The organism is Stutzerimonas kunmingensis (genome assembly GCF_021432085.1).
In the GTDB taxonomy this organism is placed as follows: domain Bacteria; phylum Pseudomonadota; class Gammaproteobacteria; order Pseudomonadales; family Pseudomonadaceae; genus Stutzerimonas.
Window position 1 is genome coordinate 1,506,097 of record NZ_CP090366.1, and the last position, 25,326, is coordinate 1,531,422.

Below are 25,326 nucleotides of genomic sequence, written 5' to 3' on the forward strand. Positions count from 1 at the left end.
CAATCAATGGTGCGCATCGCGCACCTTCTGGGCTGCCATGCACCAACCTGCGTTCGTTCTGCACAGTCGCCCATACAAGGAAAGCAGCGCGCTGGTCGACCTGTTCACCCCGCAGGGCCGGCTGCGTGCCGTCATGCGTGCCGCGCGTGGTAAGGCCGGCAGTCTGATCCGCCCCTTCGTATCGCTGGAAGTCGAGCTGCGCGGCAAGTCCGAGCTGAAGACCGTTGCCCGTCTCGAAAGCGCCGGCCCTGCGCACTGGCTCGATGGCCAGGCGCTGTTCAGCGGCATGTACCTCAACGAATTGCTGATTCGCCTGCTGCCTGCCGAAGACGCGCACCCCGCGCTATTCGATCATTACGTCGCGACACTGCCGGCCCTGGCCGCACATCGGCCGCTGGAGCCGCTGCTGCGTGCCTTTGAATGGCGGCTGCTCAGCGAGTTGGGCTATGGTTTTGCCCTCGATGTGGACATCGCCGGCCAGCCGATTGTCCCGCAGCGGCTCTATCACCTACTGCCCGACGCCGGCCTGGAGCCGGTCGCGGGATTTCAGCCGGGGCTGTTCAACGGCGCGGAACTATTGGCCATGGCCGAGGCCGATTGGCAGGTTCCGGGGGCGCTGGCCGCGGCCAAGCGGCTGATGCGCCAGGCCCTGGCTCCCCATCTGGGCGGTCGACCGCTGGTCAGCCGCGAATTGTTCATGAATCTGAAGGAGGCCCCGCGTGACTGAAGCCAATCGAATTCTGCTCGGCGTCAACGTCGACCACGTCGCCACACTGCGTCAGGCCCGCGGCACCCGCTATCCGGACCCGGTCAAGGCTGCGCTGGATGCGGAAGAGGCCGGCGCCGATGGCATCACCGTGCACCTGCGCGAGGATCGCCGGCATATCCAGGAACGCGATGTGCTGATGATGAAGGACGCGCTGCAGACGAGGATGAACTTCGAGATGGGGGTCACCGAGGCGATGCTCGCATTCGCCGAGCAGCTGTGTCCGGAGCACGTGTGCCTGGTCCCGGAAACGCGTCAGGAGCTGACTACCGAGGGTGGGCTGGACGTGCTCGGGCAGGAAGCACGCATTCGTGAGGCCGTCGAGCGTCTACGTGGCTGCGGTGCGGAAGTCTCGCTGTTCATCGATGCCGACCCGCGGCAGATCGAGGCGGCCGCACGTGTCGGCGCACCGGCTATTGAGTTGCACACCGGGCGCTACGCCGATGCCCACGGCGTTGCCGAGCGGGCCTGCGAGCTCGCGCGCATTCGCGACGGTGTCGAGGCCGGTCTGAGTCACGGCCTGATCGTCAACGCCGGCCATGGCCTGCATTACCACAACGCCGAAGCCATCGCGGCGATCCGAGGCGTCAACGAGCTGAATATCGGCCATGCCATCGTTGCCCATGCGCTGTTCGTCGGCTTCAAGCAGGCTGTCAAGGAAATGAAGCATCTGATCCTGAGTGCGGCGGCGCGGGACTGAAAGAATCGGGAGTGTTTCAGCCGCGATGACAGCGGCGGGCAGACTCCGATTGGTGAGGTAGCGCCGGGTGTCATCCGCTGGCAAGCCCGCTCCCACGCTAGTGCGGGGGGCGCCGTACTCAACCTGCAGAGCCCTCAGCGGCGCAGCAGGTTGATCAGTACGGTCAACACCACGCTGAGGATCACCATCGAGGTGATCGGGATGAACACCTGGCTGCGTTCGGACTCGATGCGGATGTCGCCGGGCAATCGACCGAACCAGTTCAGCAGCCATGGGAAGTAGTGCCAAGCGATGCCGAGCAGTAGCAGCGCAGCGCCCGCCACGATCAACCAGCGTGCCATTTGATCTCCTCGTTTCGCTCCGTTCGCTTCGCCGGTCGTGTGCGGTATTCGACAAAGGCGGCGATCACCTGTGCGGCCAGCACCTCAACGGCTTCGCTGCGATTGCTGCCACGTAGCAGTTTGATCTGATACTCGCCCAGTTGTGGTAACCCATACTGCCCATCGAGACGCTGCAGGGACGGGCGAATCAGGCTTGATGGATAGGGCGCGATGGCGAGATCGGCAATCATCGCGGCCTCCTGTCCCGAAGTCTGTTCGCTGGAGTAGGCCACTCGGTAGCTGCGGCCGATGCGGTCGAGTGCATCCAGTGCCTGTCGCCGCCAGGCGCAATCAGGGCTGGCCAGCGCCAGCGGCAGCGGCGTGCGCAGCGCGGCGACACCACCGCTGCGACCGGCCCAGACCAGCGGTTCGCTATGAATCGGCTCGCCTCGCGAATCGTCCTGGCCAAGATTGCCGACGGTGACCAGGGCGAGGTCCAGTTCGCCTGCGTCAATGCGCTCGATCATATCGATGCTGCGTGCGACCGACACATCCACTTCGACTCCGGGATGGCTGCGGGCGAACAACGCCAGCAGGCCGGGCAGAATGCGCGTCCCGACATCCGCCGGCGTTCCGAAGCGCACGCGACCCTGCAGCGCTGGCTGGAGGAAGTGCGCAATGGCTTCTTCGTTGAGTTTGAGCAGGCGTCGGGCATAGCCGAGCAGCGTCTCGCCTGCCGGTGTCAGGCGCACCTGCCGCGCCTCACGGACGAACAGGGAGCGCCCGAGGGTTTCTTCCAGCCGCTTGATCTGCATGCTGACCGCCGAGGTACTGCGATAGATCTGTCCGGCGGCGCGAGTGAAACTGCCGCTTTCGGCAATAGCAACGAAGGTGCGCAGGACATCGCTTTCCAGCAGGGGCGTCGAAGGGATAGTGGATTGCTCAAGCGGCTCGGACATAAGAGAGGCTTCAGTTTTTCTGAACACAGGCTTTCATATTAGTCGTTTGTTTGAACGACTGATGCCCGCTCATCCTGTAGGCAACCGGTGGCGCCACAGCCCGTGGCCACCGCGAGCGAAGCGGAGGTGAGCATGCCTGGTGAACGACGCGATACGCGTGTACGACAACAATCCGAGCCGCAGTTGCCGGACTTCTACATGCCGGCCATGTGGCCGCTGGATCTGCAGCGCAGCCTGCATGACTGGTTTCGCGCCTGGCGGCAGCGGCGCCTGTATCGGCGACTGCTGAAGCTGGATGATCGACAGTTGGCGTCGCGCGATCTGGATCGGCGCCGGCTCAGTAAAATGGCTCAGGCGCCGTTGCGCCAGTTGGTAGCGCAGCGGCGCAAGCGTCGATGCCCTGCGCGCCACGCTCGCTGAGCGGCCAACCTACTGTCAGGGCTTGCGGGCGAGGAGCACGGCGCGCATGGGGGCCGGCAGGCCTTCGACCGTTTTGCCGTGGTCTTGCGGGTCGAGGAAGTCGGGCAACGACTGGTAGCGCATCCACTCGGTGCTGCGCTGTTCCTCAATGCTGGTCACGCTGACATCCACGCAGCGCACGTCGACAAAGCCGGCGCGGCGCAACCAGCATTCCAGCGCCTTCACCGAGGGCAAGAACCAGACGTTGCGCATCTGCGCATAGCGGTCTTCCGGCACCAGTGCGGTATTTTCGTCGCCTTCCACCACCAGGGTCTCTAGCACCAGTTCGCCGCCGCGTACCAGGCAGTCCTTGAGGTCGAGCAGATGGTCGACCGGCGAGCGGCGATGGTAGAGCACGCCCATGGAGAACACCGTCTCGAAGCCTTCGAGCCTGGCCGGCAGTTCTTCCAGGGCGAACGGCAGATGCCAGACCGGCAGCTCCTGCAGGTAGCGCTTCATCGCATGGAATTGGCAGAAGAACAGCCAGTTCGGGTCGACCCCGACCACGCTGTCGGCGCCGGCACCGAGCATGCGCCACATGTAGTAGCCGTTGCCGCAACCGACGTCGAGGATGCGTTTGCCGGCCAGATTCAGGTGCGGCGCAACCCGGTCCCACTTCCAGTCCGAGCGCCACTCTGTATCGACATGCACACCGAACACGTCGAACGGCCCCTTGCGCCATGGCGAGAGCCCCATCAACGCATCATGGGTGGCCTGGCGCGTGGCGTCGTCACAGGTCGCGTCGAGGCGGAAGCTGTCACGCAGTTCGACCTGTACGGGCGCTAGAGCAGGCAGTGCATCGACGGCACGCCGCCAGCGCGGCAGATCGCCGTGACCGACCGCGAGTTTGGCATCCAGCTGCTGCTGAACGCCGTTGGCCCAGGCGGCCAGCGGGGTGCCGGCCAGGCGCCAGGCAAGGGGAGTGAGGTCGAGGTTCATGGCAGGGCGATCAGCGAAGCGAAATTCAGGCACTGGAACCAGGGCACGACCTTGGAAAAGCCGGCATCCAGCAGCCGTTGGCGATGGGTCTTCAGGCTGTCGGGCTTCATCACGTTCTCGATGGCGCTGCGTTTTTGGGCGATTTCCAGTTCGCTGTAGCCATTGGCGCGCTTGAAGGCGATGTGCAGGTCGGTCAGCAACTGTTGCTCGTCTTCATCTTCGAAGCGCAGCTTCTCCGACAGGATCAGCGCCCCACCGGGCACCAGCGCCTGGCGAATGCGGCTGAGCAGGGCCGGGCGCTGTTCCGGTGCGATGAATTGCAGGGTGAAGTTCAGCGCCACCAGCGAGCTAGGCTGGAACTGCAGAGCCAGGATGTCGCCCTCGATGACGTCGACCGACAGCAGTTCCTGAAACATCGAGTCCTGCCCGTGGAGGTATTCGCGGCAGCGCTCGACCATTGCCGCGGAGTTGTCCACGGCGACGACCTGGCAGTTGTCGGCAGTCACGTGACGACGCAGGGCCTGGGTCACCGCGCCCAGCGAGCAGCCCAGGTCATACAAATGAGTATGCGGCTGTGCGAACTGAGCGGCGATCACGCCGATGTTCTCGACGATGGTCGGGTAACCGGGCACAGAGCGCTTGATCATGTCGGGAAACACCCGCACCACGTCCTCGTTGAAGACGAAGTCCTGAATGCGGGGCAGGGGCTGGGCGAACAGACGGTCGAGATCGTGGCTCACGGTGTCGGGCGGCGTGTGTGAAAACGGGGCGGCATTGTAGCCGAAACCACGCTCGCCGCGGGCTCTGCCCGACTCAGCGTACCTCGATCCGGCAATCGAACATGCCCGCAGGCTCGGCGTCGACCTCCCACGGGCGTTGATAGGTGAGGTACAGCCTGCCGCTGCCTGGCTCCTGTGCCTCGAAGCGCCAGGTGGACAGGCCATCCCCACCGATCATGTCGCCTTTCGGATTGCTGAACACTTCGGGGCCGAGGCTGTGCAATTGCTCCGCGGCGGCTTCGTGCAGAATCCAGCGATAGCCCGTCGCAGGGTTGCTCGGCAGGCTGACGATGAGTTGCTGGCCGCTCTGCAGCCTTTGCGGGCAGCGGCTGTCGTGGCTGAGCACGACGCTGGAGGGCGTCTTGTCGTTGCTTGCGCAGGCAGCGAGCAGGGCGACGCTGGCGGGCAGTAACAGACGGGGGATGTCGAAAGGCATGATCGGCACCGGTCGGAATTGAGTTGGGAAGGATAGCCCAAAAGAGCCTGGTCGCAGGCGGGTACTCCGTCTGCGCCGGTCTGGGGGTGGAAGTGCAGCGCGACTTCCACCCTTTGACTACAGCTGGTCTGCAGCTCGTCCCGCGTCAGAACAGCACCTTGGCCACATCAGCGAAGCGCTTGGCGAAATGCACGGTCAGACCTTCCTTGAGGTAGTCAGGCAACTCTTCGAAGTCGCCGCGATTGGCTTCCGGCAGGATCAGCTCGAATATCTTCTGCCGCCGCGCCGCGATCACCTTCTCGCGCACTCCGCCGATCGGCAATACGTGACCGGTCAGCGTCAGCTCTCCGGTCATGGCCACGCCTTTCTTCGGCGGCTGGTTGCGCGCAAGGGAGAGCAGCGCGCTGGCCATGGTGATGCCGGCGCTGGGGCCGTCCTTGGGCGTCGCGCCTTCCGGCACGTGCAGGTGCACGAAGGCCTGGTCGAAGAACTCCGGGTCGCCTTTGAAGGTTTTCAGGTTCGAGCTGACGTAGCTGTAGGCGATCTCCGCCGATTCCTTCATCACGTCACCGAGCTTGCCGGTGAGTTTGAAGCCGCGGTTCAGCGTGTGGATGCGCGTGGCCTCGATCGGCAGGGTGGCGCCGCCCATGCTGGTCCAGGCGAGGCCTGTGATCACGCCGACGCCGGAGAGCACCTGTTCGCTGCGAAACACCGGTTTGCCGAGGTAGCTTTCCAGATCCTTCGGCGTGATCTTCAGCACCGCTTGGGGGGCTTCCAGCAACTGCACCACTGCCTTGCGGACCAGCTTGCCCAGTTGCTTCTCCAGCTGACGCACACCAGCTTCACGGGCATAGCCTTCGATCACCGCTTTCATGGCGCTGTCGCTGATGGCGAGGCGCTGCTTGGGCACGCCGGTCTTGTCCAGCAGCTTGGGCCACAGGTGACGTTTGGCGATGGCTAGCTTCTCCTCGGCGATGTAGCCGGACAGGCGGATCACCTCCATGCGGTCGAGCAGCGGGCCGGGAATCGAGTCCAGGGTGTTTGCCGTGCAGACGAACAGCACCTTGGACAGGTCGAGGCGCAGGTCCAGGTAATGGTCAAGGAATTCGACGTTCTGCTCCGGGTCCAGGGTCTCCAGCAGCGCCGAAGCTGGATCGCCCTGGTAGCTGCTGCTGAGCTTGTCGATCTCGTCGAGCATGATCACCGGGTTCATCACTTCGACATCCTTGAGCGCCTGCACCAGCTTGCCGGGCAGGGCCCCGATGTAGGTACGGCGGTGGCCCTTGATCTCCGCCTCGTCGCGCATGCCGCCGACGCTGAAACGGTAGAAAGGCCGGCCGAGGGATTCGGCGATGGACTTGCCGATACTGGTCTTGCCCACGCCCGGCGGGCCGACCAAGAGCACGATGGAACCGGCGATCTCGCCCTTGAAGGCACCGACGGCGAGGAATTCGAGGATGCGGTTCTTGATGTCATCAAGCCCGGCGTGATGCTTGTCCAGCACCTTGCGCGCGCGCTTGAGGTCGAGTTTGTCCTGGCCGTAAACGCCCCAGGGCAGGGCAGTGGCCCAGTCCAGGTAGTTGCGGGTGACGGCATATTCCGGTGAGCCGGTCTCGAGGATCGACAGCTTGTTCAGTTCTTCGTCGATGCGCTTCTGCGCGGCGGGCGGCACCACCTTGCCTTCCAGTCGCGCGCGGAACTCGTCGGCGTCGGCGCTCTTGTCGTCTTTGGTGATGCCAAGCTCGCGCTGGATGATCTTCAACTGTTCCTTGAGGAAGAACTCGCGCTGGCGCTCGCCGATCTTGCGATTCACCTCACCGGTCAGCTCCTTCTGTAGCCTGGCAACTTCCACTTCCTTGCGCAGCAGCGGCAGCACCTTCTCCATGCGCTTGAGCACTGGCACGGTATCCAGCACTTCCTGCAACTCCACGCCAGGCGCGGTGGTCAGTGCGGCAGCGAAGTCCGAAAGCGGCGACGGGTCGTTGGGGCTGAAGCGATTAAGGTAGTTCTTCAGTTCCTCGCTGTACAGCGGGTTGAGCGGCAGCAGCTCCTTGATCGCGTTGATCAGCGCCATGCCGTAGGCCTTCACCTCGTCACGCGGGTCGTCATCGCTCTTCGGGTAATCGACTTCTACCAGATACGGCGGCTTGCGCCGCAGCCAGCCGCGGATGCGCACCCGCGCCAGGCCCTGGGCGACGAACTGCAGCTTGCCACCCTCCTGTGAGGCGTGGTGCACACGGACCATGGTGCCGTGTTCGGGCAGGCTGTCCGGGTCGAACGTGGCCATGTCCAGCACTGGCGAATCGACGAAGAACAGGGCCACTCGCTGATGCGGCGTCTTCGCCACGCGATCCAGGGTCTCGGCCCAGGGATCTTCGTTGACGATCACTGGCAACACCTGCGCCGGGAAGAAAGGTCGGTTGTGCACCGGGATGATGTAGAGCTTGTCCGGCTGCTGTTGATCGGGCAGTACGAGACCGTTGGAGGAGATGATTTCCTGCTCGATATGATCCTGATTGACGTCGTCGTTCATGCGGCACCCGTTGCGAATACGTGCACCTTAGATGGGTGGTGGCCCGGATGATTTCAATCCCGTCGCATGGGGGTGGGCACTTCATGCAGGCTTCGGTACAGTGCTTGCACGCACAGGTGCCCATCATGCTCAACGCCCGTCTGCTTCGCCTGGATGACCAGACTCACCAGCACGCCCACGACTATCACCAGTTGGTGATGTCGCTTTCTGGGCGCGCGGAATTCGAGGTCAATGGCTCGGGTGGCGAAGTCTGCCGGATGCGCGCCTGTCTGGTGCCGGGCGATGCCGACCACGGCTTCGCCGGCATGGGCGACAACCGCATGCTGATCATCGATCTCGACGAGCAGGATGTCGTCACCGAGGACCCTGAGCTGCTGGCCCGCCTGTTCGAGGCGCCGCGCTATCCGGCGCTGGATGCCGATTTCCAGAACCTGCTGGCCTACGCCGGTGCCGAGCTGGCGCGCTACGGCAGCGATCCGCTGCTGGCCCGGGCGCTGGGCGGCGTGCTGTTGCGGGCACTGCACCTGCGACTGTTCGGCGAGTCTGTTCAGCGCCCGGCCGGACCGCTCGATCTGCAGCGGCTGGACAGCCATATTCAGGACAACCTGGCGCGACGCATCACGGTCGCCGAGTTGGCCCAGGTGGTCTGCCTCAGCCCCAGCCACTTCCACGCCCAGTTCAAGGATTGCGTCGGCCTCACGCCGCACCAGTACCTGCTCAAGACCCGCCTCGATCGTGCCGCCCGCCTGCTGCGCGAAACGCCGCTGCCACTGGTGCGGATTGCCGAGGAGTGCGGTTTCTCCAGCCAGAGCGCATTGACCACGGCGACCCGCCGCTACCTCGGTCTGACCCCTCGCGGATTGCGCAAGTCCGACTCCTGAGCTTTCTCCTGAGCGCCCTGTTTGCGGGCTCTTCAGCTACCAGGGGTATATTCCTGCGCCATCCTGGTGCGCTTTCATTACGGTCGCGTTTCCGCGTCCGGCTGTCGTAGTTTTTCGTAAAACTTCCGTAGTTTTGCGCAAGAACGGCTCGTCTTGCAGACCCTACATTCCGTCTCCCGACCTGGCTCTTCGTCTTGTGCTGCACCATCAGCCTGGCCGTGGACTAGACCTATAAGCAGACACAATCACAAGAGGAGCGGCGCATGTTCAAGGCCGGTCACGTGCTGGAAGGCGCCTTCGCCAACCAGAAAGCCGCGGAATTTTTTCCCGCCATCAGCGCCAACTACGCCGTTGACGAGGCGCAATATCTCACCGAACTGCTGCAGCTTGCCGATCCCGGCGAGGCGGGCATTGCCGCCATTCGCGAGCGCGCGCGCAGCCTGATCGAGGCGGTGCGTGGGCGTGACAATGCCGTCGATACCCTCGATGCGCTGCTGCGCCAGTACAGCCTGGACACCCAGGAAGGGCTGATGCTGATGTGCCTGGCCGAAGCGCTGCTGCGGGTGCCGGATGCCGCCACGGCTGACGCGCTGATCCGCGACAAGCTCAACGCCGCCGAGTGGGAACGCCACCTCGGCCAGAGCGACAACGTGCTGGTCAACTTCGCCGCCTGGGGGCTGGTGATGACCGGCAAGGTGGTCGATCCGGAAACCGCCGATGGCCGCCCGAAGAACGTCATCGGTCGTCTGCTCAAGCGCTCCGGCGAGCCGGTGATCCGCAGCGCGATGAACCAGGCGATGAAGCTGATGGGCAAGCAGTTCGTGCTTGGCCGGACCATCGCCGAAGCGCTGAAGAACGGCCGTCCCGAGCGCGAGAAGGGCTACACCTATTCCTTCGACATGCTCGGTGAAGCGGCGCTGACTGCCGAGGACGCCGCCAAGTACATGGCCGACTACCGTCAGGCCGTGGAGACCGTCGGTGCCGAGCCGCAGGTCGGCAAGGGCCCTCGTCCGTCGGTGTCGATCAAGCTGTCGGCGCTGCATCCACGTTACGAAGTCGCCCAGCGCGAGCGCGTGCTCACCGAGCTGTTCGCCAGTGTGCGCGAACTGGCCGTGCTGGCGCGTCAGCGCAATGTCGGGATCACCATCGATGCCGAGGAGGCCGACCGCCTCGAGCTGTCGCTGGAATTGTACGAAAAGCTCCTGCGCGACCCGGCCATCGCCGGCTGGGGTGAGTTTGGCCTGGTCATCCAGGCTTATTCCAAACGCTGCCTGCCGGTGCTGGTCTGGCTGACGCTGCTCGGTCGTGAGCTTGGCGAACGCATTCCGCTGCGCCTGGTAAAGGGCGCCTACTGGGACAGTGAGATCAAGCAGTGCCAGGTCCAGGGCCTGGACGGCTACCCCGTCTACACGCGCAAGGAAGGCACTGACACCTCCTACCTCGCCTGCGCGCGCTACCTGTTGTCCGAGCACACCCGTGGGGTGATCTACCCGCAGTTCGCCAGCCACAACGCGCACACCGTCAGCTGCATCCTGGCCATGGCCGAGGAAATCTCACAGCCGCGCGAGTTCGAGTTCCAGCGCCTGCACGGCATGGGCGATGCCCTGTACGACACGGTGATCGAGAAGTACGCCCGCAACGTACGCATCTACGCCCCGGTCGGCGCGCACAAGGACCTGCTGCCCTATCTGGTGCGCCGCCTGCTGGAGAACGGTGCCAACTCGTCCTTCGTTCATCAGCTGGTCGACCCGCGCGTCCCGGTCGAATCGCTGATCGATCATCCGGTGAGCCAGCTGCGCAAGTTCGCTGCACTGGGCAACCCCCGCATTCCGCTGCCGCCGGCGCTGTTCGGCAATCGCAAGAACTCCCAAGGGATCAACATGAATATCCAGAACCAATGGAACGACCTGGCCAGCGCCTACCAACCTTTCCTCGAGCGCCAGTGGCAGGCTGCGCCGGTCATCAGCGGGCAGAGGCTCGCCGGTACGCCGTCCGAGGTGCGTTGCCCCTATGACCTGGCCAAGGTTGTTGGCCAGGCCCAGTTCGCCAGCGCCGAGCAGGCGCGCCAGGCCGTCGATCGCCTGGCGGCTTACTGGCCGAGCTGGAATGCCACGCCGGTGGAAGCCCGTGCCGCCGTGCTGGAGCGTCTGGGTGATCTGCTGGAGCTGCACCGCGCCGAGCTGATGGCGCTGTGCACCGTGGAAGCCGGCAAGTCGCTGCAGGACGGTATCGACGAAGTACGCGAGGCGGTGGATTTCTGCCGTTACTACGCACAGCAGGCGCGGCAGAAGCTTGGCCGCGAAGAGCTGAAAGGCCCGACCGGCGAGCGCAACGAGCTGTTCCATGAAGGCCGCGGTGTGTTCGTCTGCGTCAGCCCGTGGAATTTCCCGCTGGCGATCTACCTCGGCCAGATCACCGCCGCGCTGGTGGCCGGCAACACCGTGCTGGCCAAGCCGGCCGAGCAGACCAGCCTCATCGCTGCGCGTGCGCTTGAGCTGATGTTCGAAGCCGGTCTGCCGAAGGAGGCGATCGCCTTCCTGCCGGGCGATGGCGCCACCCTGGGCGGCGTGTTCTGTCGCGATCCGCGGGTGGTCGGCGTGTGCTTCACCGGTTCCACCGACACGGCACGCATCATCAATCGCCAGCTGGCCGAGAAGGAAGGGCCGATCGCCACACTGATCGCCGAGACCGGCGGGCAGAACGCGATGATCGTCGACTCCACCGCGCTGCCCGAGCAGGTGATCAAGGATGCCGTCGGTTCCGCCTTCACCAGCGCCGGCCAGCGTTGCTCGGCGTTGCGCGTGCTCTATGTGCAGCGTGATATCGCCGATCGTGTGATCGAGTTGCTCAAGGGCGCCATGGCCGAGCTCAGAGTCGGCCCGACACATCTGCGCGAGAACGACATCGGCCCGGTGATCGACCAGGAAGCTCGCGAAGGCCTGCTAGCGCATATCCAGCAGTTCAAGAGCGAAGGGCGACTGATCGCCGAGGCGACGTTGCCGGCTGGTCTGAATGGTCATTTCGTGGCGCCGGTGGCCTTCGAGATCGACGGCATTCATCAGCTCAAGAAGGAGCAGTTCGGCCCGGTGCTGCACGTGGTGCGCTACGACGCGGCGGACTTGGAGAAGGTCGTGGCGGCAATCAACGGCACCGGCTACGGCCTGACCCTCGGAGTACACAGCCGCAACGAGGAAACCGCCGAGCGCATCGAGCAACTGGCGCGGGTCGGCAACCTCTACGTCAATCGTAACCAGATTGGTGCCGTGGTTGGTGTGCAGCCGTTCGGCGGCTGTGGTCTGTCGGGCACCGGTCCGAAGGCGGGCGGCCCCAGCTATGTGCTGCGCTTCGCCAACGAGCGCACCACCTCGACCAACACTACTGCGGTGGGCGGCAACGCCTCGCTGCTGTCGCTCGGAGACGACTGAAGGCATTCACGCTGTACCACCGGGTGAATGGTCTTGATCGTTCACCCGGCGCATCACGCTAAACCTCCCGGCCGCTCTGGCAGCCGGAACACAACAACAATTGGACAGTTGGCGGACGCTCTTCCGCCACTGACGGGCCCGGGTTGGGCCTGTCACAGGTGATGGCCTTTTCGCTATCGCCCTCTGCCAAGGTGCCGCGTGGGTCTTCTCGCGTTGCGCCGAACAACAACTAACGAGGGACACACATGAGCATCAGTACCCCCACGCTGATCACCTTTCTGATCTACATCGCGGCGATGATCCTGATCGGTTTCGTCGCTTACCGCGCCACCAAGAACTTCGACGACTACATCCTCGGCGGCCGCAGCCTCGGCAGCTTCGTCACCGCGCTGTCGGCCGGTGCCTCGGACATGAGCGGCTGGCTGCTGATGGGCCTGCCCGGTGCGATCTTCGTCGCCGGCCTGTCGGAAAGCTGGATCGCCATCGGCCTGATCGTTGGCGCCTGGCTCAACTGGCTGTTCGTCGCCGGTCGACTGCGCGTGCACACCGAGCACAACCACAACGCGCTGACGCTGCCGGATTACTTCTCGCACCGCTTCGAGGACGAGAGCCGCATGCTGCGGATCTTCTCCGCGCTGGTGATTCTGGTGTTCTTCACCATCTATTGCGCCTCGGGCGTGGTCGCCGGCGCGCGGCTGTTCGAGAGCAGCTTCGGCGTGCCGTATGAATACGCACTGTGGATCGGCGCCGCGGCGACCATCCTCTACGTGTTCATCGGTGGCTTCCTGGCGGTGAGCTGGACCGACACCGTACAGGCGACGCTGATGATCTTCGCGCTGCTGATCACTCCGGTGTTCGTCATCCTGGCGCTGGGCGACATGGGCGCCGCGATGGACACCATCGCCACGCAAAATCCGGCCGCGTTCGACATGTTCAGCGGGCTTTCCTTCGTCGCCATCATCTCGCTGCTGGCCTGGGGCCTGGGCTACTTCGGCCAGCCGCATATCCTGGTGCGCTTCATGGCCGCCGACTCGATCAAGACCATCCCCAACGCCCGCCGCATCGGCATGGCCTGGATGATCCTGACGCTGGCCGGTGCCGTGGCGGTGGGCTTCTTTGGTATCGCCTACTTCGCCGGACACCCGGAACTGGCCGGGCCGGTTAGCCAGAATGGTGAGCGTGTTTTCCTCGAGTTGGTGAAGATCCTGTTCAACCCGTGGGTCGCCGGCATCATCCTCTCTGGCGTCCTTGCGGCCGTGATGAGTACCCTCAGTGCGCAGCTGCTGGTCAGCTCCAGCGCCCTGACCCAGGACTTCTACAAGGCCATGCTGCGCAAGAACGCCTCGCAGACCGAGCTGGTCTGGGTCGGCCGGGCGATGGTGCTGCTGATCGCGCTGGTCGCCATCGGCATCGCCTCCAACCCCGACAGCAAGGTGCTGGGTCTGGTGTCCTACGCCTGGGCCGGTTTTGGCGCGGCGTTCGGCCCGGTGGTGCTGATCTCGCTGCTGTGGAAGCGCATGACCCGCAACGGCGCGCTGGCCGGCATGCTGGTCGGTGCCGTCACCGTGGTGGTGTGGAAGGAATTCATCGGGTTGGGTCTGTACGAGATCATCCCGGGCTTCATCCTCGCCAGCATTGCCATCTATGTGGTGAGCAAGCTGGGCGCCGAGCCGGCCCCAAGCATCGTCAAGCGCTTCGAGGAAGCTGACGCGGATTACCACGCCGGCTAAGACCAGTGTCGGAGTGTTGCCCGGCTCGAAAGCTGAATTCGAAGCGGGGCGCGTTTCCATAGGCTGCAGAGGGTTTTGCTGCGAGCACCTACAAAAAACCCCGGCTAGCCGGGGTTTTGCGTTTCTGCCGCAGATTCAGTCGTCCGCAACCAGATTGGATCGGTCATCCACCGCGCCCGCGGCGATCAGATGCTCGGCTTCGTCTTCCGGCACATGGATGCTGGTGCCGTCGATGTTCATCACTGACATGCGTGCCTCTGGATCGGTGGTGATGCGCACGTCCATCAGGGCGCTGCGGTGCGTGTTGCCGTTGATGACCACGGCGCAGGTGCCGGTAGTGGTGTCGATGTCTACGGTCATGATCTCTCTCCCGAAGCGGTGCAAAAGCCGCGCGCGGTTCGCCCGGCGTTTCCATGTCGACCACGAACAGGGTGCATCCGTTGTACCTGTTACTGGAAAAACAGGCTTAAACGTTACGATATAACATGTTAGATTCTCGCCCCGCGAAGCTGGCACCGCTACCGGATGCCGGCGCACAGCCGTCTTCGGTTGCCTCGGAAGGCAACCGCCATTGTCTGGAGAGTCACATGAAACTGAAGCGTCATCCCCTGGCCTGGGCGATCAGCCTGGCCCTGGTTCCGGCTGCCGGGGCCGCCGAGCCGGTCGAACTGCAATCCGTCGTGGTCAGCGCCAGCGGTCTGGCCAAGCAGAGCCATGAGATGACCACGCCGGCTGCCGTGATGGAGGGAGATGAACTGGTGCTGCGTCGCGAGGCAACGCTGGGTGAAACCCTGGAAAGCCTGCCCGGAGTTCGCTCCAGCAGCTTCGGCGCCGGTGCGGCGCGCCCGGTGATCCGCGGGTTGGATGGCGCTCGGGTCAAGGTGCTGAGCGATGGCGTGGAGCTGCTCGACGCTTCCACCATCAGCCCCGACCACGCGGTGACCAGCGAGCCGTTGCTGGCCGAGCGCATCGAGGTGCTCAAGGGGCCGGCGACTCTGCTCTACGGTGGCGGCGCCATCGGCGGGGTAGTCAACGTGATCGACAAGAAGATACCCACCCGCGTCCCGGAGAAGGGCTACGAAGGCGAGCTGGAGCTACGCGCCAACAGCGTCGCCAACGAAGGGGCAGGGGTGTTCGGTATCACTGCTGGCAGCGGCAACTTCGCTGTCCGCGCCGAGGGCACCAAACGCCAGGCCGACCCCTATGAAATCCCCGGCTCGCCGGACAAGCAGGAGGGCTCCTACAACGACACCGACAGCTTCAACCTGGGCGCCAGCTTCATCGGCGAGCGTGGCTACATCGGCGCCGCCTACGGTGAGCAGAACAACCGCTACGGGCTGCTGGCTCATGAGCACGCCGATTGCCACACCCACGGCAGCGACTGGCACTGCGGTGGCCATGATGATCACGACGATGACGACGAGCATGATCATGACGAACATGGCAGCGTGCCTTATGTCGATATGCGCCAGAAACGCTGGGATCTGCGTGGCGAGCTGAGCGATCCGCTGCCGGGCTTCGAACTGGCGCGGCTGCGTGTCGGCCACAGCGACTATCAGCACAAGGAGATCGAAGGTGGTGAAGTAGGCACCCGTTTCAACAACGATGCCACCGATGCCCGCCTGGAGCTGACCCATCAGCCGCTGTTTGGCTGGCGCGGCGTGCTCGGTGCACAGGCCCTGCGTCGCGACTTCGAAGCCCTCGGCGAGGAGGCCTACGTGCCGCAGACGCTGACCCGCAACCACGGTCTGTTCCTGCTCGAGGAATACACCGCCGGCGCCTGGCGCTATGAACTCGGCCTGCGCCACGAATGGCAGGACATCGACGCCGATGGCGGCCCGGATACCGATCACAGCGGCACCTCGATGTCCGCCGGTGCGGTCTGGACCTTCGCTCCGCAGTACTCGCTGGGCTTCTCGCTCACGCGCTCGCAACGCCTGCCCAGCGCCGAAGAGCTTTACGCCAACGGCCCGCATGCCGCGACCCGCACCGTTGAGCTGGGCAATGTCGACCTGGAAGAAGAAACCTCGCACAACGCCGAAATCACCCTGCGCAAGTTCGCCGGCCGCACGACCTTCAGCCTGAGCGTTTTCCGCAACGAGGTGGATGACTTCATCTATGCCGCCGACACCGGCAACGACATCGGCGGCGGCTACCGCGAGATCGAGTACCGCCAGCAGGACGCCGTGCTCACCGGGGCGGAGGGGGAGGTGCGCTTCCAGGCCACCGACGCCACCGCGTTCACCCTCTTTGGCGACCACGTGCGCGGCAAGCTGCGCGACGGCGGTGGCGACCTGCCGCGTATCCCTGCCGATCGCCTGGGTGTGCGGCTGGACCAGAGCTTCACCCCGGCACTCAATGGCCAGCTGGAGTTCTATCGGGTGCAGCGCCAGGACGAGCTGGCCGACTACGAAAGCGAAACCGGGGGCTACAACATGCTGGGCGCCAGCCTCGGTTATAGCGGCTTGCTGAACCAGACCGATTACCTGCTCTACCTCAAGGCCAACAACCTGCTGGACGAAAAGGCCCGTCAGCACACCTCCTTCATCAAGGATGAGGTGCCGCTGCCTGGGCGCAATCTGACGGTAGGCGTGCGCCTGGCGTTCTAAGGCGGACAATTGCCTTGCAGCACTGACGAGGGCCGGCAGCTACTGCCGGCCCTCGTTCATTCTGGCAGGCAGAACCTCGCGGTCACGCGCAAGTACGCGGATGACGCGCTATTCTTGCGCCCCTCGATTGTTCCGTTGCGGGTGCCGGTCGTTGTCCGCGCTGGCGATGGAACGTCAGGACCAACAAGGAAAACAAGTCCCATGAACGTCAGCACACCCACACTGATCACTTTCGTGGTCTACATCGCGGCGATGATCCTGATCGGTTTCGTCGCTTACCGCGCCACCAAGAACTTCTCCGACTACATCCTCGGCGGCCGCAGCCTCGGTAGCTTCGTCACGGCGCTGTCGGCCGGCGCCTCCGACATGAGCGGCTGGCTGCTGATGGGCCTGCCCGGCGCGATCTTCGTCGCCGGCCTGTCGGAAAGCTGGATCGCCATCGGCCTGATCATCGGCGCCTGGCTGAACTGGCTGTTCGTCGCCGGGCGCCTGCGCGTGCACACCGAGCACAACCACAACGCGCTGACCCTGCCGGACTATTTCTCGCACCGCTTCGAGGACGAGAGCCGCATGCTGCGGATCTTCTCCGCACTGGTGATCCTGGTGTTCTTCACCATCTACTGCGCCTCGGGTGTGGTGGCGGGCGCGCGGCTGTTCGAGTCCACCTTCGGCATGCCCTACGAATACGCACTGTGGGTCGGCGCTGCGGCGACCATCCTTTACGTGTTCATCGGCGGCTTCCTGGCGGTGAGCTGGACCGACACCGTGCAGGCCACGCTGATGATCTTCGCGCTGCTGATCACGCCGCTGTTCGTCATCCTCGCCCTCGGTGACATGGGCACCGTGATGGCCACCATCGAAGCGCAGAACCCGGCCAACTTCGACATGTTCCGCGGGCTGTCCTTCGTCGCCATCATCTCGTTGCTGGCCTGGGGCCTGGGTTACTTCGGCCAGCCGCACATCCTGGTGCGCTTCATGGCCGCTGACTCGATCAAGACCATTCCCAACGCCCGCCGCATCGGCATGACCTGGATGATCCTGACCCTGGCCGGCGCCGTCGCGGTGGGTTTCCTCGGCATCGCCTACTTCGCAGACCACCCGGAGCAGGCCGGTGCGGTGAGCCAGAACGGCGAGCGGGTATTCATGGAGCTGGTGAAGATCCTGTTCAACCCCTGGGTTGCGGGCATCATTCTCTCCGGCGTGCTGGCGGCGGTGATGAGCACCCTGAGTGCGCAGCTGCTGGTCAGCTCCAGCGCGCTGACCCAGGACTTCTACAAGGCGATGCTGCGCAAGAATGCCTCGCAGACCGAACTGGTCTGGGTCGGCCGCGGCATGGTGCTGTTGATCGCACTGATCGCCATCGGCATCGCCTCAAACCCCGACAGCAAGGTGCTCGGTCTGGTGTCCTACGCTTGGGCCGGTTTCGGCGCGGCGTTCGGGCCGGTGGTGCTGATCTCGCTGCTGTGGAAGCGCATGACCCGTAACGGTGCCTTGGTTGGCATGCTGGTCGGTGCGGTCACCGTGGTGGTGTGGAAGGAGTTCATCGGTCTGGGCCTGTACGAAATCATCCCGGGCTTCATCTTCGCCAGCATCGCCATCTATGTCGTGAGCAAGATGGGCGCCGAACCCGCCCCGAGTATCGTCAAGCGCTTCGAAGAAGCCGACGCGGACTACCACGCCGGCTGATTTGTGCAGCGCAGGTCGAGCATGGCTGCTCGACCTGCGGTTGGAACCGGTGTCCCGGTTCTAACCGTTCCGCCCCATATCGATAGTTGCTGCTGCCCGGCCTCTCCGTCGAGGCTGTCCGGGCTTCAATTCGTCACTTCCGACAAATCGATCCGCCGCCAGCGTGCCTCGGCGAAGCTGTACACAGCGAAGGCCAGCAGGCCGACCCCGATTGCCAGCAGCAGCGCGCCACCCGCAGGCATGCCCTGAAGCGCTTCGAGCGCTTCCTTGAGGCCGGGTGGATCGGTGGGCTCGTAGCGGCTCCCGCCCATGAACAGCAGCCCGGCGATGATCAGAAAGGAACAGCCACGTGCAGCCAGCCCAACACGCGAGATGGGGCGAACCAGCTGCATGGTGCGTTCATCGCACTGAAAGTAGCGCTCGAAACGCGCGCGCCATGCCTTGATCAGATGCGCAATGGCGACACCAAGTGGAATCAGCGCAATTGCCCAGATCAGCCAGTGGGAGTGCTTCAGGCCAAGAAAACGCATGAGGCTGTCGGTGCTTTCGCCACCCGAACCACCGCCGCCCTCGGAGAAACGATCCAGCCCGCTCACCAGCATGCTCAGCGTGAACAGTGCGAGCAACAAATTGACCACGCCACTGCTCACCAGCCCCGTGCGGATCAGCAGACCCTTGGCGTCATGCCCGTGCCGATCGGTATCACCGATGCCCTGCGTCAGCCGCCACGCCACGTGCGCGAGCAGGCCGATTACCACCAGCCAGAGCAGTATTGCCCCGAATGGCTGGCCGAGCAGTTGCTGAACTGCGCCGCGAGTGTCGACCGTTTCGCCGGAACCGAGTGCCGCCATGATCGCAAAAAAGCCGACGATCACGTACACCACGCCCCGCGCCGCGTAGCCGCTGCGTGCCAGCCAGACCACTCCACGTGTCACGTTCATATTCGCTTTCGCTCCAAAATTGAGATCATCCGAGTCAGTGTCGTCATAGTTGGGACGCGGTTGCAGCCCGTTCGGTTCGCTCGAACTCGTCGCGTACACCAGCCATTGGGCGGCGAAAGAATTAATACCGACGAAGGAACGGGACGAAACGGCGAAGGTCTGATTCCTCGCCCAGTAGCGTTTGGGCGTCCTGGGGCGGGACGGCCTTGCGACTACGGAGAATCAAGGAGTATCTCGATGAATTACTGGAAGGTGGTATTGCTCGGCATGGCGCTCGGCTTCGCCGGATGCAGCGTCAATGCCCCAGGTGTACATGCGCGGGTCGGCGATGCCGATGCGGTACGGCTGGACATCGGTGGTCACGGTCATGGTGGCGGGTTCTGTCCGCCGGGACATCGGATGAAAGGAAACTGCTGATGAGCGCTCGTCTTCTTGTAGTCGTACTGGCAGCCCTCCTGATGTCCGGATGCAGCCTGCGTCTACCGGGCATCGGCATCGATATCGGTGATGGCGGCGGCGGGCCTCCGCATTGCCCACCAGGTCAGGCCAAGAAGGGTAACTGCTGAGGCGCCAGGCGCCGGCTGCTCGCGCTCAGGCAAGGCCGACTAGGCCTTGCCTGTCTCTGGAGTCATCTATGTCACGTCTTCTCGTGTTGTTTCTCGGGCTGATCACGCTGAGCGGCTGTACCGTGCATGAGTACGCCGGCCACGGTTATCACCGCCCCTATTACCACGGCGAATACCGCGAGTATCGCTACGACGGCTATCCAGCCCGCCATTACCGATACGACCGTTCCGATTACCCACGCCACGCTCCGCCGCCGGTGGTTCGGCACGAGCGCTACGAGCAGCATCGGAGTCATCGTCACGACCAGCCTTCCCGGCACTACAGTCAGGGCGGTGACCGTCACTACAAGAACGCCGTGCGCCACCCGGTTCAACACAGGAGCTACCGGCCGGCTAAGTCCCAGCAGCATCACGATCGCCGCCGCCAGTGGTAGCGGGCCGGCGCTGCCGCCGACAGTGAACCGTGGCCTGACTCGGCTCTGACTTCCCCTTTACGCTGTGGCATTGCCGCTTAGGTAAACGCCCGCCAAATGACCTTGCGGCGGGCTGGCATCTTCTCCGTCGCCGGCCAGGTGCGACGCTGGCGATTATCGGTCGATGAGCCGATAATCGCCCCGATGTCAGCGTCCGGGGTGTCCTGCATGACCGATGATTCACGAGTTCTCCAGCCACCGATGGCGCCGCCCATCGTCGCATCCCCCGCCAAACGCATCGAGGCGCTAACCGGCGATCCCAACTTCATGACTTCGCTGGCGCGCGGGTTGGCTGTGATTCATGCGTTCCAGGAGCGCAAGCGCCACCTGACCATCGCGCAGATCAGCCACCGCACAGAGATTCCCCGCGCCGCGGTGCGCCGCTGCCTGCATACCCTGATGAAACTTGGCTACGTCACCACCGACGGGCGCACCTATTCGCTGTTGCCCAAGGTGCTGACCCTCGGCCACGCCTATCTGTCGTCCACGCCGCTGGCAGTTACCGCGCAGCCGATTCTCGACCGCCTCAGCGAGCAGCTTCACGAAGCCTGTTCGATGGCGACGCTGGAGGGTGATGAGGTGCTCTATGTGGCGCGTTCGGCCACCCCTCAACGGCTCATCTCGGTAGATCTGTCGGTGGGCAGTCGGCTGCCTGCCTATTGCACGTCGATGGGCCGCATCCTGCTGGCGGCGCTGGATGACGCGGCACTCGACGACTACCTGGGGCGAGCCGACCTGCAAGTAAAGACCAGCCGCACCTTGCACAGTCCGGAGGCGCTGCGCGACAACATCGCCGAGATTCGCCAGCAGGGTTGGGTCATCATCGATCAGGAACTGGAAATGGGCCTGCGTTCGTTGGCCGTTCCACTCAAGGATTCCGCCGGCCAGGTGCTGGCCGCGCTGAACGTCGGCACCCATGCCGGGCGCGTTTCGCGTCAGGAGCTGGAGACCCGATTCCTGCCCGTGCTGCTGGAGGCCAGCCGCGAATTGAGCACGCGGCTGTTCCATTGATCGAAGCTCTCGCGACTATCGGCGACTACGGTGCTCTAGGTGGATTCGTGCGCTGAGTCGGCGTTGTTCATCACAATGGAATGGTGCTTAAGTTGTTCGATAATCGAACGTTATGTCGATTATCGGATTGTTTGACTGGGGATGGACCGTTAACGTTTTCACAACGCAATCGGCGTACAGAAAACAACACGAGATCCGACTCATGGCTGAATTCCTCTCGCTCCGCGAAGCGGTCGTGCGCTTCGTCCAGGATGGCGACACCGTCGCCCTGGAAGGCTTTACCCACCTGATTCCCACCGCAGCCGCCCATGAAATCGTGCGCCAGGGGCGCAAGGACCTGACCCTGGTGCGCATGACACCGGACCTGGTCTACGACCTGCTGATCGGTGCCGGTTGCGCGAAGAAGCTGATCTTCTCCTGGGGCGGAAATCCTGGCGTCGGCTCGCTGCATCGTCTGCGTGATGCGGTGGAGAAGGGCTGGCCGCAGCCGCTGGAGATCGAGGAGCACAGTCACGCCGACCTCACCAATGCCTACGTCGCCGGCGCCTCTGGTCTGCCGTTTGCGGTGCTGCGCGCCTATGGCGGCTCCGACCTGCCCAAAGTCAATCCGCTGATCAAGTCGGTCACCTGCCCGTTCACCGGGGAAGTGCTGGCGGCCGTGCCCAGCGTGCGCCCGGACGTCACCGTGATCCACGCGCAGAAGGCCGATCGCAAGGGCAACGTGCTGATCCAGGGCATTCTTGGTGTGCAGAAGGAAGCCGCCCTGGCAGCCAAGCGCTGCATCGTCACCGTCGAAGAGATCGTCGATGACCTCCAGGCGCCGATGAACGCCTGCGTGCTGCCGACCTGGGCCCTGAGCGCGGTGTGCCTGGTGCCGGGTGGCGCGCACCCGTCCTACGCGCATGGCTACTACGAGCGAGACAACCGTTTCTACCAGGCCTGGGACCCGATCGCCCGTGACCGCGAGGCGTTCAGCGCCTGGATCGATACCTACATTCGCGGCACCGCCGACTTCGCCGCCTATCGCGCGAAGATCGCCCAGCAGGAGGCCAACTGATGAGCGCTTACAACACAAACGAAATGATGACCGTCGCCGCGGCCCGTCGGCTGGGCAATGGCAGTGTCTGCTTCGTCGGCATTGGCCTGCCGTCCAAGGCCGCCAACCTGGCCCGCCTGACCCACGCCCCGGAAGTGGTGCTGATCTACGAATCCGGCCCGATCGGCGCCAAGCCTTCGGTGCTGCCGCTGTCCATCGGTGACGGCGAGCTGGCCGAAACTGCCGACACGGTGGTGCCGACTGGCGAAATCTTCCGCTACTGGCTGCAGGGCGGGCGCATCGACGTCGGCTTTCTCGGCGCCGCGCAGGTGGACAAGTACGGCAACATCAACACCACGGTGATCGGTGACTACCACCAGCCCAAGGTGCGCCTGCCAGGTGCCGGCGGCGCGCCGGAGATCGCCGGAAGCGCCAAGCAAGTGCTGATCATCCTCAAGCAGTCGCATCGCACCTTCGTCGACAAGTTGGCTTTCATCACCTCGGTCGGCTTCGGTGAGGGCGGCGATCACCGCAAGCAGTTGGGCCTGCCGGGTGCCGGTCCGGTGGCGATCATCACCGATCTGTGCATCATGGAGCCGGAAGAGGGTACTAACGAATTCGTGGTCACCGCTCTGCATCCGGGTGTGGCCCGCGAGCAGGTGATCGAGAACACCGGTTGGCTGATCCGCTTCGCCGACAACGTGGTCGTCACCGAGGCGCCGCGTGCCGAGGAGCTGGAAGCGCTGCGCGCTCTGGAAGCGCGCACGGCTGCCGCCCATGGTCAGCTGGGAGGTGAGGAATGAGCCGCGAGGTATTCATCTGTGATGCCGTACGCACCCCGATTGGCCGCTTCGGCGGTGCGCTGGCAGCCGTACGCGCTGACGACCTGGCTGCGATCCCATTGCGGGCGCTGCTGGAGCGCAACCCGCAGCTCAATCCTGCGGCGATCGAGGAAGTCTTCATGGGCAGCGCCAACCAGGCCGGGGAGGACAATCGCAACGTAGCGCGCATGGCCGCGCTGCTCGCCGGCCTCCCGCATACGGTGCCGGGCGTGACCCTCAACCGTCTGTGCGCTTCGGGCATGGATGCCGTGGGCACCGCGTTCCGTGCCATCGCCTGCGGTGAAATGGAGCTGGCGATTGCCGGCGGCGTCGAGTCCATGTCCCGCGCGCCCTACGTGATGGGCAAGGCCGACACGGCGTTCGGTCGCACCCAGAAGATTGAGGACACCACCATTGGCTGGCGCTTCATCAATCCGAAGATGAAGGAAATGTATGGCGTGGATGCCATGCCGCAGACTGCTGACAACGTCGCCGATGAGTGGCAGATAAGTCGCGCCGATCAGGACGCCTTCGCGCTGCGCAGCCAGCAGCGTGCTGCTGCGGCTCAGCAGGCCGGCTTCTTTGCCGAAGAAATCGTCCCGGTGGTGATCAGGGGCAAGAAGGGCGAAACGGTGGTCGATACTGACGAGCATCCGCGCGGCGATACCAGCGCCGAGGCGCTGGCCAAGCTCAAACCGGTCAATGGCCCTGACAAGACTGTCACCGCCGGCAACGCCTCGGGCGTCAACGATGGTGCCGCAGCGATGATCCTCGCCAGTGCCGAAGCGGTGCAGAAGTTTGGCCTCAAACCCCGCGCCAAGGTGCTCGGCATGGCCAGCGCCGGCGTCGCTCCGCGCGTCATGGGGTATGGCCCGGTGCCGGCGGTGCGCAAGCTGTGTGAGCGCCTGAATATCGCGGTAAGCGACTTCGATGTGGTCGAGCTGAACGAAGCCTTCGCCGCGCAGGGCCTGGCCGTGACTCGCGATCTCGGCCTGCCAGATGGCAGCCCGAAGGTGAACCCCAACGGCGGCGCCATCGCCCTGGGCCATCCGCTTGGCATGAGCGGTGCTCGCCTGGTGCTGACTGCAGTCCATCAGCTGGAGAAAACCGGTGGCCGTCTCGGTCTCGCGACCATGTGCGTCGGCGTAGGGCAGGGGCTGGCGCTGGTAGTGGAGCTGGTCTGACCTGGATCGGGCGCAGACTGCCGTGGCAGCGATCTCGACCGCGACGCATTGCGAGCATGCAGCTGAAAGCGCTTGCGCGGGTATCGATTTGGGCTAGACCTCTACGTCGTGCTGCGTGCTGCCGAGGCACGCGCAGAGTGTCGGCGAAGCCGCCCGTGATCGCCAGAATCTCCGAATCAGGCTGTGCTTGATCGAGCACACCGACCGAACATAACGCGAGTGAGTAGAACAATGCCGAGCGTAAAACTGGCTGATGCAAGTCTGAACTATCGATTCGACGGTGCGGATAACGCGCCGGTGCTGGTGCTTTCCAACTCTCTGGGTACCAGCCTGGGCATGTGGGACGAGCAGATTCCCGCATTTTCAGAGCATTTTCGAGTGCTGCGCTACGATACGCGCGGCCACGGCGAGTCGAGCGTCACCACTGGCCCGTACAGTATCGAGCAGCTGGGAAGGGATGTGCTGGCCCTGCTCGACACACTGGGCATCGAGCGCTTTTCCTTCTGCGGCCTGTCCATGGGTGGGCTGATTGGACAGTGGCTCGGAATCAATGCCGGCGACCGGCTGCAACGACTGGTGCTGTGCAATACCGGAGCTAAGATCGGCACCGACGAAGTATGGAACGCCCGCATCGACAGCGTCCTGGCCGGCCGCGAGCAAGCCATGCGCGACATGCGTGATGCATCCATTGCTCGCTGGTTCACAGCGGGCTTCGCCGAGGCGAATCCAGCGGCTGTGGCACGCATCACCGAGATGATCGCCAGCACCTCACCAGACGGCTACGCCGCCAACTGCGCGGCTGTGCGCGATGCCGACTATCGCGCACAGCTGGGCGCGATCAAGGCACCGACACTGGTCGTTTGCGGCTCCAAGGACCCGGTGACAATCGTCGAGCATGGCCAGTTCATCCAGTCCAACATCCCCGCCGCCGAACTGGTCGCATTCGAGGCTGCGCATCTATCGAACGTAGAAGCGGGCGACGCGTTCACACAGCGAGTGCTGGCGTTCCTGCGCGGCTGAGAGCAGTCAGTGGTTGGGTCGACGACGCATGAAACCTCTGGCGGAAGGCGAA

At 64.2% G+C, this 25,326-nt stretch carries 24 protein-coding genes; 16 read left to right on the forward strand and 8 right to left on the reverse strand.

Annotated elements, in window-relative coordinates:
- Positions 1-37 precede the first annotated feature (37 nt).
- Entirely contained in the window at positions 38-727 is a 690-nt protein-coding gene (gene recO / locus LW136_RS06980) for a DNA repair protein RecO (protein ID WP_023443960.1), read from the forward strand.
- Positions 720-1,466 carry a pyridoxine 5'-phosphate synthase gene (pdxJ, locus tag LW136_RS06985; protein WP_234174794.1) on the forward strand — a complete coding sequence of 249 codons (747 nt, stop codon included), beginning with the start codon at positions 720-722 and terminating at the stop codon, positions 1,464-1,466. Before recO ends, pdxJ begins: the two co-directional genes overlap by 8 nt.
- Positions 1,467-1,600: 134 nt before the next feature.
- Here pdxJ and LW136_RS06990 read toward each other — a convergent pair whose 3' ends face one another.
- Both LW136_RS06990 and LW136_RS06995 read right to left on the reverse strand, forming a co-directional pair.
- A complete protein-coding gene (locus LW136_RS06990; protein WP_044315217.1) occupies positions 1,601-1,807 on the reverse strand; it encodes a DUF2905 domain-containing protein in 207 nt (68 codons plus the stop codon).
- A complete protein-coding gene (locus tag LW136_RS06995; RefSeq protein WP_234174795.1) occupies positions 1,792-2,745 on the reverse strand; it encodes a LysR substrate-binding domain-containing protein in 954 nt (317 codons plus the stop codon). The genes LW136_RS06990 and LW136_RS06995 overlap by 16 nt, the downstream gene beginning before the upstream one ends.
- Positions 2,746-2,877: 132 nt before the next feature.
- Between LW136_RS06995 and LW136_RS07000 the strand changes: the two genes are divergently transcribed.
- Positions 2,878-3,165, forward strand: a complete 288-nt coding sequence (locus tag LW136_RS07000) for a hypothetical protein (protein ID WP_023443956.1) — start codon at positions 2,878-2,880, stop codon at positions 3,163-3,165.
- A gap of 15 nt (positions 3,166-3,180) precedes the next feature.
- On the opposite strand, the gene cmoB is transcribed toward LW136_RS07000, so the two are convergent.
- From cmoB to lon, 4 genes are all read right to left on the reverse strand, one after another.
- Entirely contained in the window at positions 3,181-4,143 is a 963-nt protein-coding gene (gene cmoB / locus LW136_RS07005) for a tRNA 5-methoxyuridine(34)/uridine 5-oxyacetic acid(34) synthase CmoB (RefSeq protein ID WP_234174796.1), read from the reverse strand.
- Positions 4,140-4,883, reverse strand: a complete 744-nt coding sequence (cmoA, locus tag LW136_RS07010) for a carboxy-S-adenosyl-L-methionine synthase CmoA (protein WP_234174797.1) — start codon at positions 4,881-4,883, stop codon at positions 4,140-4,142. The genes cmoB and cmoA overlap by 4 nt, the downstream gene beginning before the upstream one ends.
- Positions 4,884-4,956: 73 nt before the next feature.
- Positions 4,957-5,358, reverse strand: a complete 402-nt coding sequence (locus tag LW136_RS07015) for a protease inhibitor I42 family protein (protein WP_234174798.1) — start codon at positions 5,356-5,358, stop codon at positions 4,957-4,959.
- 145 nt (positions 5,359-5,503) lie between these two features.
- The gene (gene lon / locus LW136_RS07020) at positions 5,504-7,891 is read right to left on the reverse strand and encodes an endopeptidase La (RefSeq protein WP_234174799.1); all 2,388 of its coding nucleotides are present in this window, start codon (positions 7,889-7,891) and stop codon (positions 5,504-5,506) included.
- A 125-nt stretch (positions 7,892-8,016) separates the two neighbouring features.
- Between lon and LW136_RS07025 the strand changes: the two genes are divergently transcribed.
- The 3 genes from LW136_RS07025 to putP (LW136_RS07035) all read left to right on the forward strand — a co-directional run bounded on the left by LW136_RS07025 (position 8,017) and on the right by putP (LW136_RS07035) (position 13,927).
- Positions 8,017-8,772, forward strand: a complete 756-nt coding sequence (locus LW136_RS07025; protein ID WP_041014735.1) for an AraC family transcriptional regulator — start codon at positions 8,017-8,019, stop codon at positions 8,770-8,772.
- Between the two features lie 263 nt (positions 8,773-9,035).
- Positions 9,036-12,197 (forward strand): bifunctional proline dehydrogenase/L-glutamate gamma-semialdehyde dehydrogenase PutA, encoded by a 3,162-nt coding sequence (putA, locus tag LW136_RS07030; RefSeq protein WP_234174800.1) that lies wholly within the window; start codon positions 9,036-9,038, stop codon positions 12,195-12,197.
- A gap of 245 nt (positions 12,198-12,442) precedes the next feature.
- The gene (gene putP, locus LW136_RS07035) at positions 12,443-13,927 is read left to right on the forward strand and encodes a sodium/proline symporter PutP (protein ID WP_234174801.1); all 1,485 of its coding nucleotides are present in this window, start codon (positions 12,443-12,445) and stop codon (positions 13,925-13,927) included.
- A gap of 135 nt (positions 13,928-14,062) precedes the next feature.
- Here the strand turns inward: putP (LW136_RS07035) and LW136_RS07040 are convergent, their stop codons facing one another.
- Complete coding sequence (locus LW136_RS07040; RefSeq protein WP_102840706.1) at positions 14,063-14,287, reverse strand: DUF3203 family protein; 225 nt, start codon at positions 14,285-14,287, stop codon at positions 14,063-14,065.
- A 227-nt stretch (positions 14,288-14,514) separates the two neighbouring features.
- Between LW136_RS07040 and LW136_RS07045 the strand changes: the two genes are divergently transcribed.
- A complete protein-coding gene (locus LW136_RS07045) occupies positions 14,515-16,536 on the forward strand; it encodes a TonB-dependent receptor (RefSeq protein ID WP_234174802.1) in 2,022 nt (673 codons plus the stop codon).
- A gap of 201 nt (positions 16,537-16,737) precedes the next feature.
- Positions 16,738-18,222 (forward strand): sodium/proline symporter PutP, encoded by a 1,485-nt coding sequence (putP, locus tag LW136_RS07050; RefSeq protein ID WP_234174803.1) that lies wholly within the window; start codon positions 16,738-16,740, stop codon positions 18,220-18,222.
- A gap of 125 nt (positions 18,223-18,347) precedes the next feature.
- On the opposite strand, the gene LW136_RS07055 is transcribed toward putP (LW136_RS07050), so the two are convergent.
- Positions 18,348-19,163: a DUF1206 domain-containing protein gene (locus LW136_RS07055; RefSeq protein ID WP_234174804.1), complete on the reverse strand. Its 816-nt coding sequence runs from the start codon at positions 19,161-19,163 to the stop codon at positions 18,348-18,350.
- 237 nt (positions 19,164-19,400) lie between these two features.
- Here LW136_RS07055 and LW136_RS07060 point away from each other — a divergent pair, with 237 nt between their 5' ends.
- The 8 genes from LW136_RS07060 (at position 19,401) to pcaD (ending at position 25,274) form a co-directional block, all read left to right on the forward strand.
- Positions 19,401-19,580, forward strand: a complete 180-nt coding sequence (locus LW136_RS07060) for a hypothetical protein (protein ID WP_179484641.1) — start codon at positions 19,401-19,403, stop codon at positions 19,578-19,580.
- Positions 19,580-19,729 carry a hypothetical protein gene (locus tag LW136_RS07065; RefSeq protein WP_167362145.1) on the forward strand — a complete coding sequence of 50 codons (150 nt, stop codon included), beginning with the start codon at positions 19,580-19,582 and terminating at the stop codon, positions 19,727-19,729. The genes LW136_RS07060 and LW136_RS07065 overlap by 1 nt, the downstream gene beginning before the upstream one ends.
- A gap of 68 nt (positions 19,730-19,797) precedes the next feature.
- On the forward strand, positions 19,798-20,163 hold the full coding sequence (locus LW136_RS07070) for a hypothetical protein (RefSeq protein ID WP_139229565.1): 366 nt from the start codon (positions 19,798-19,800) through the stop codon (positions 20,161-20,163).
- Positions 20,164-20,370: 207 nt separating this feature from the next.
- Positions 20,371-21,213, forward strand: coding sequence for an IclR family transcriptional regulator domain-containing protein (locus LW136_RS07075; RefSeq protein WP_045666971.1), 843 nt, complete (start codon positions 20,371-20,373; stop codon positions 21,211-21,213).
- Between the two features lie 202 nt (positions 21,214-21,415).
- Positions 21,416-22,270, forward strand: coding sequence for a CoA transferase subunit A (locus LW136_RS07080; protein ID WP_234174805.1), 855 nt, complete (start codon positions 21,416-21,418; stop codon positions 22,268-22,270).
- Positions 22,270-23,052, forward strand: a complete 783-nt coding sequence (locus LW136_RS07085) for a CoA-transferase subunit beta (RefSeq protein ID WP_234174806.1) — start codon at positions 22,270-22,272, stop codon at positions 23,050-23,052. The genes LW136_RS07080 and LW136_RS07085 overlap by 1 nt, the downstream gene beginning before the upstream one ends.
- Positions 23,049-24,254 carry a 3-oxoadipyl-CoA thiolase gene (pcaF, locus tag LW136_RS07090; RefSeq protein WP_234174807.1) on the forward strand — a complete coding sequence of 402 codons (1,206 nt, stop codon included), beginning with the start codon at positions 23,049-23,051 and terminating at the stop codon, positions 24,252-24,254. Before LW136_RS07085 ends, pcaF begins: the two co-directional genes overlap by 4 nt.
- Before the next feature lie 231 nt (positions 24,255-24,485).
- The gene (gene pcaD, locus LW136_RS07095) at positions 24,486-25,274 is read left to right on the forward strand and encodes a 3-oxoadipate enol-lactonase (protein ID WP_234174808.1); all 789 of its coding nucleotides are present in this window, start codon (positions 24,486-24,488) and stop codon (positions 25,272-25,274) included.
- The last annotated feature ends 52 nt before the right edge of the window (positions 25,275-25,326 follow it).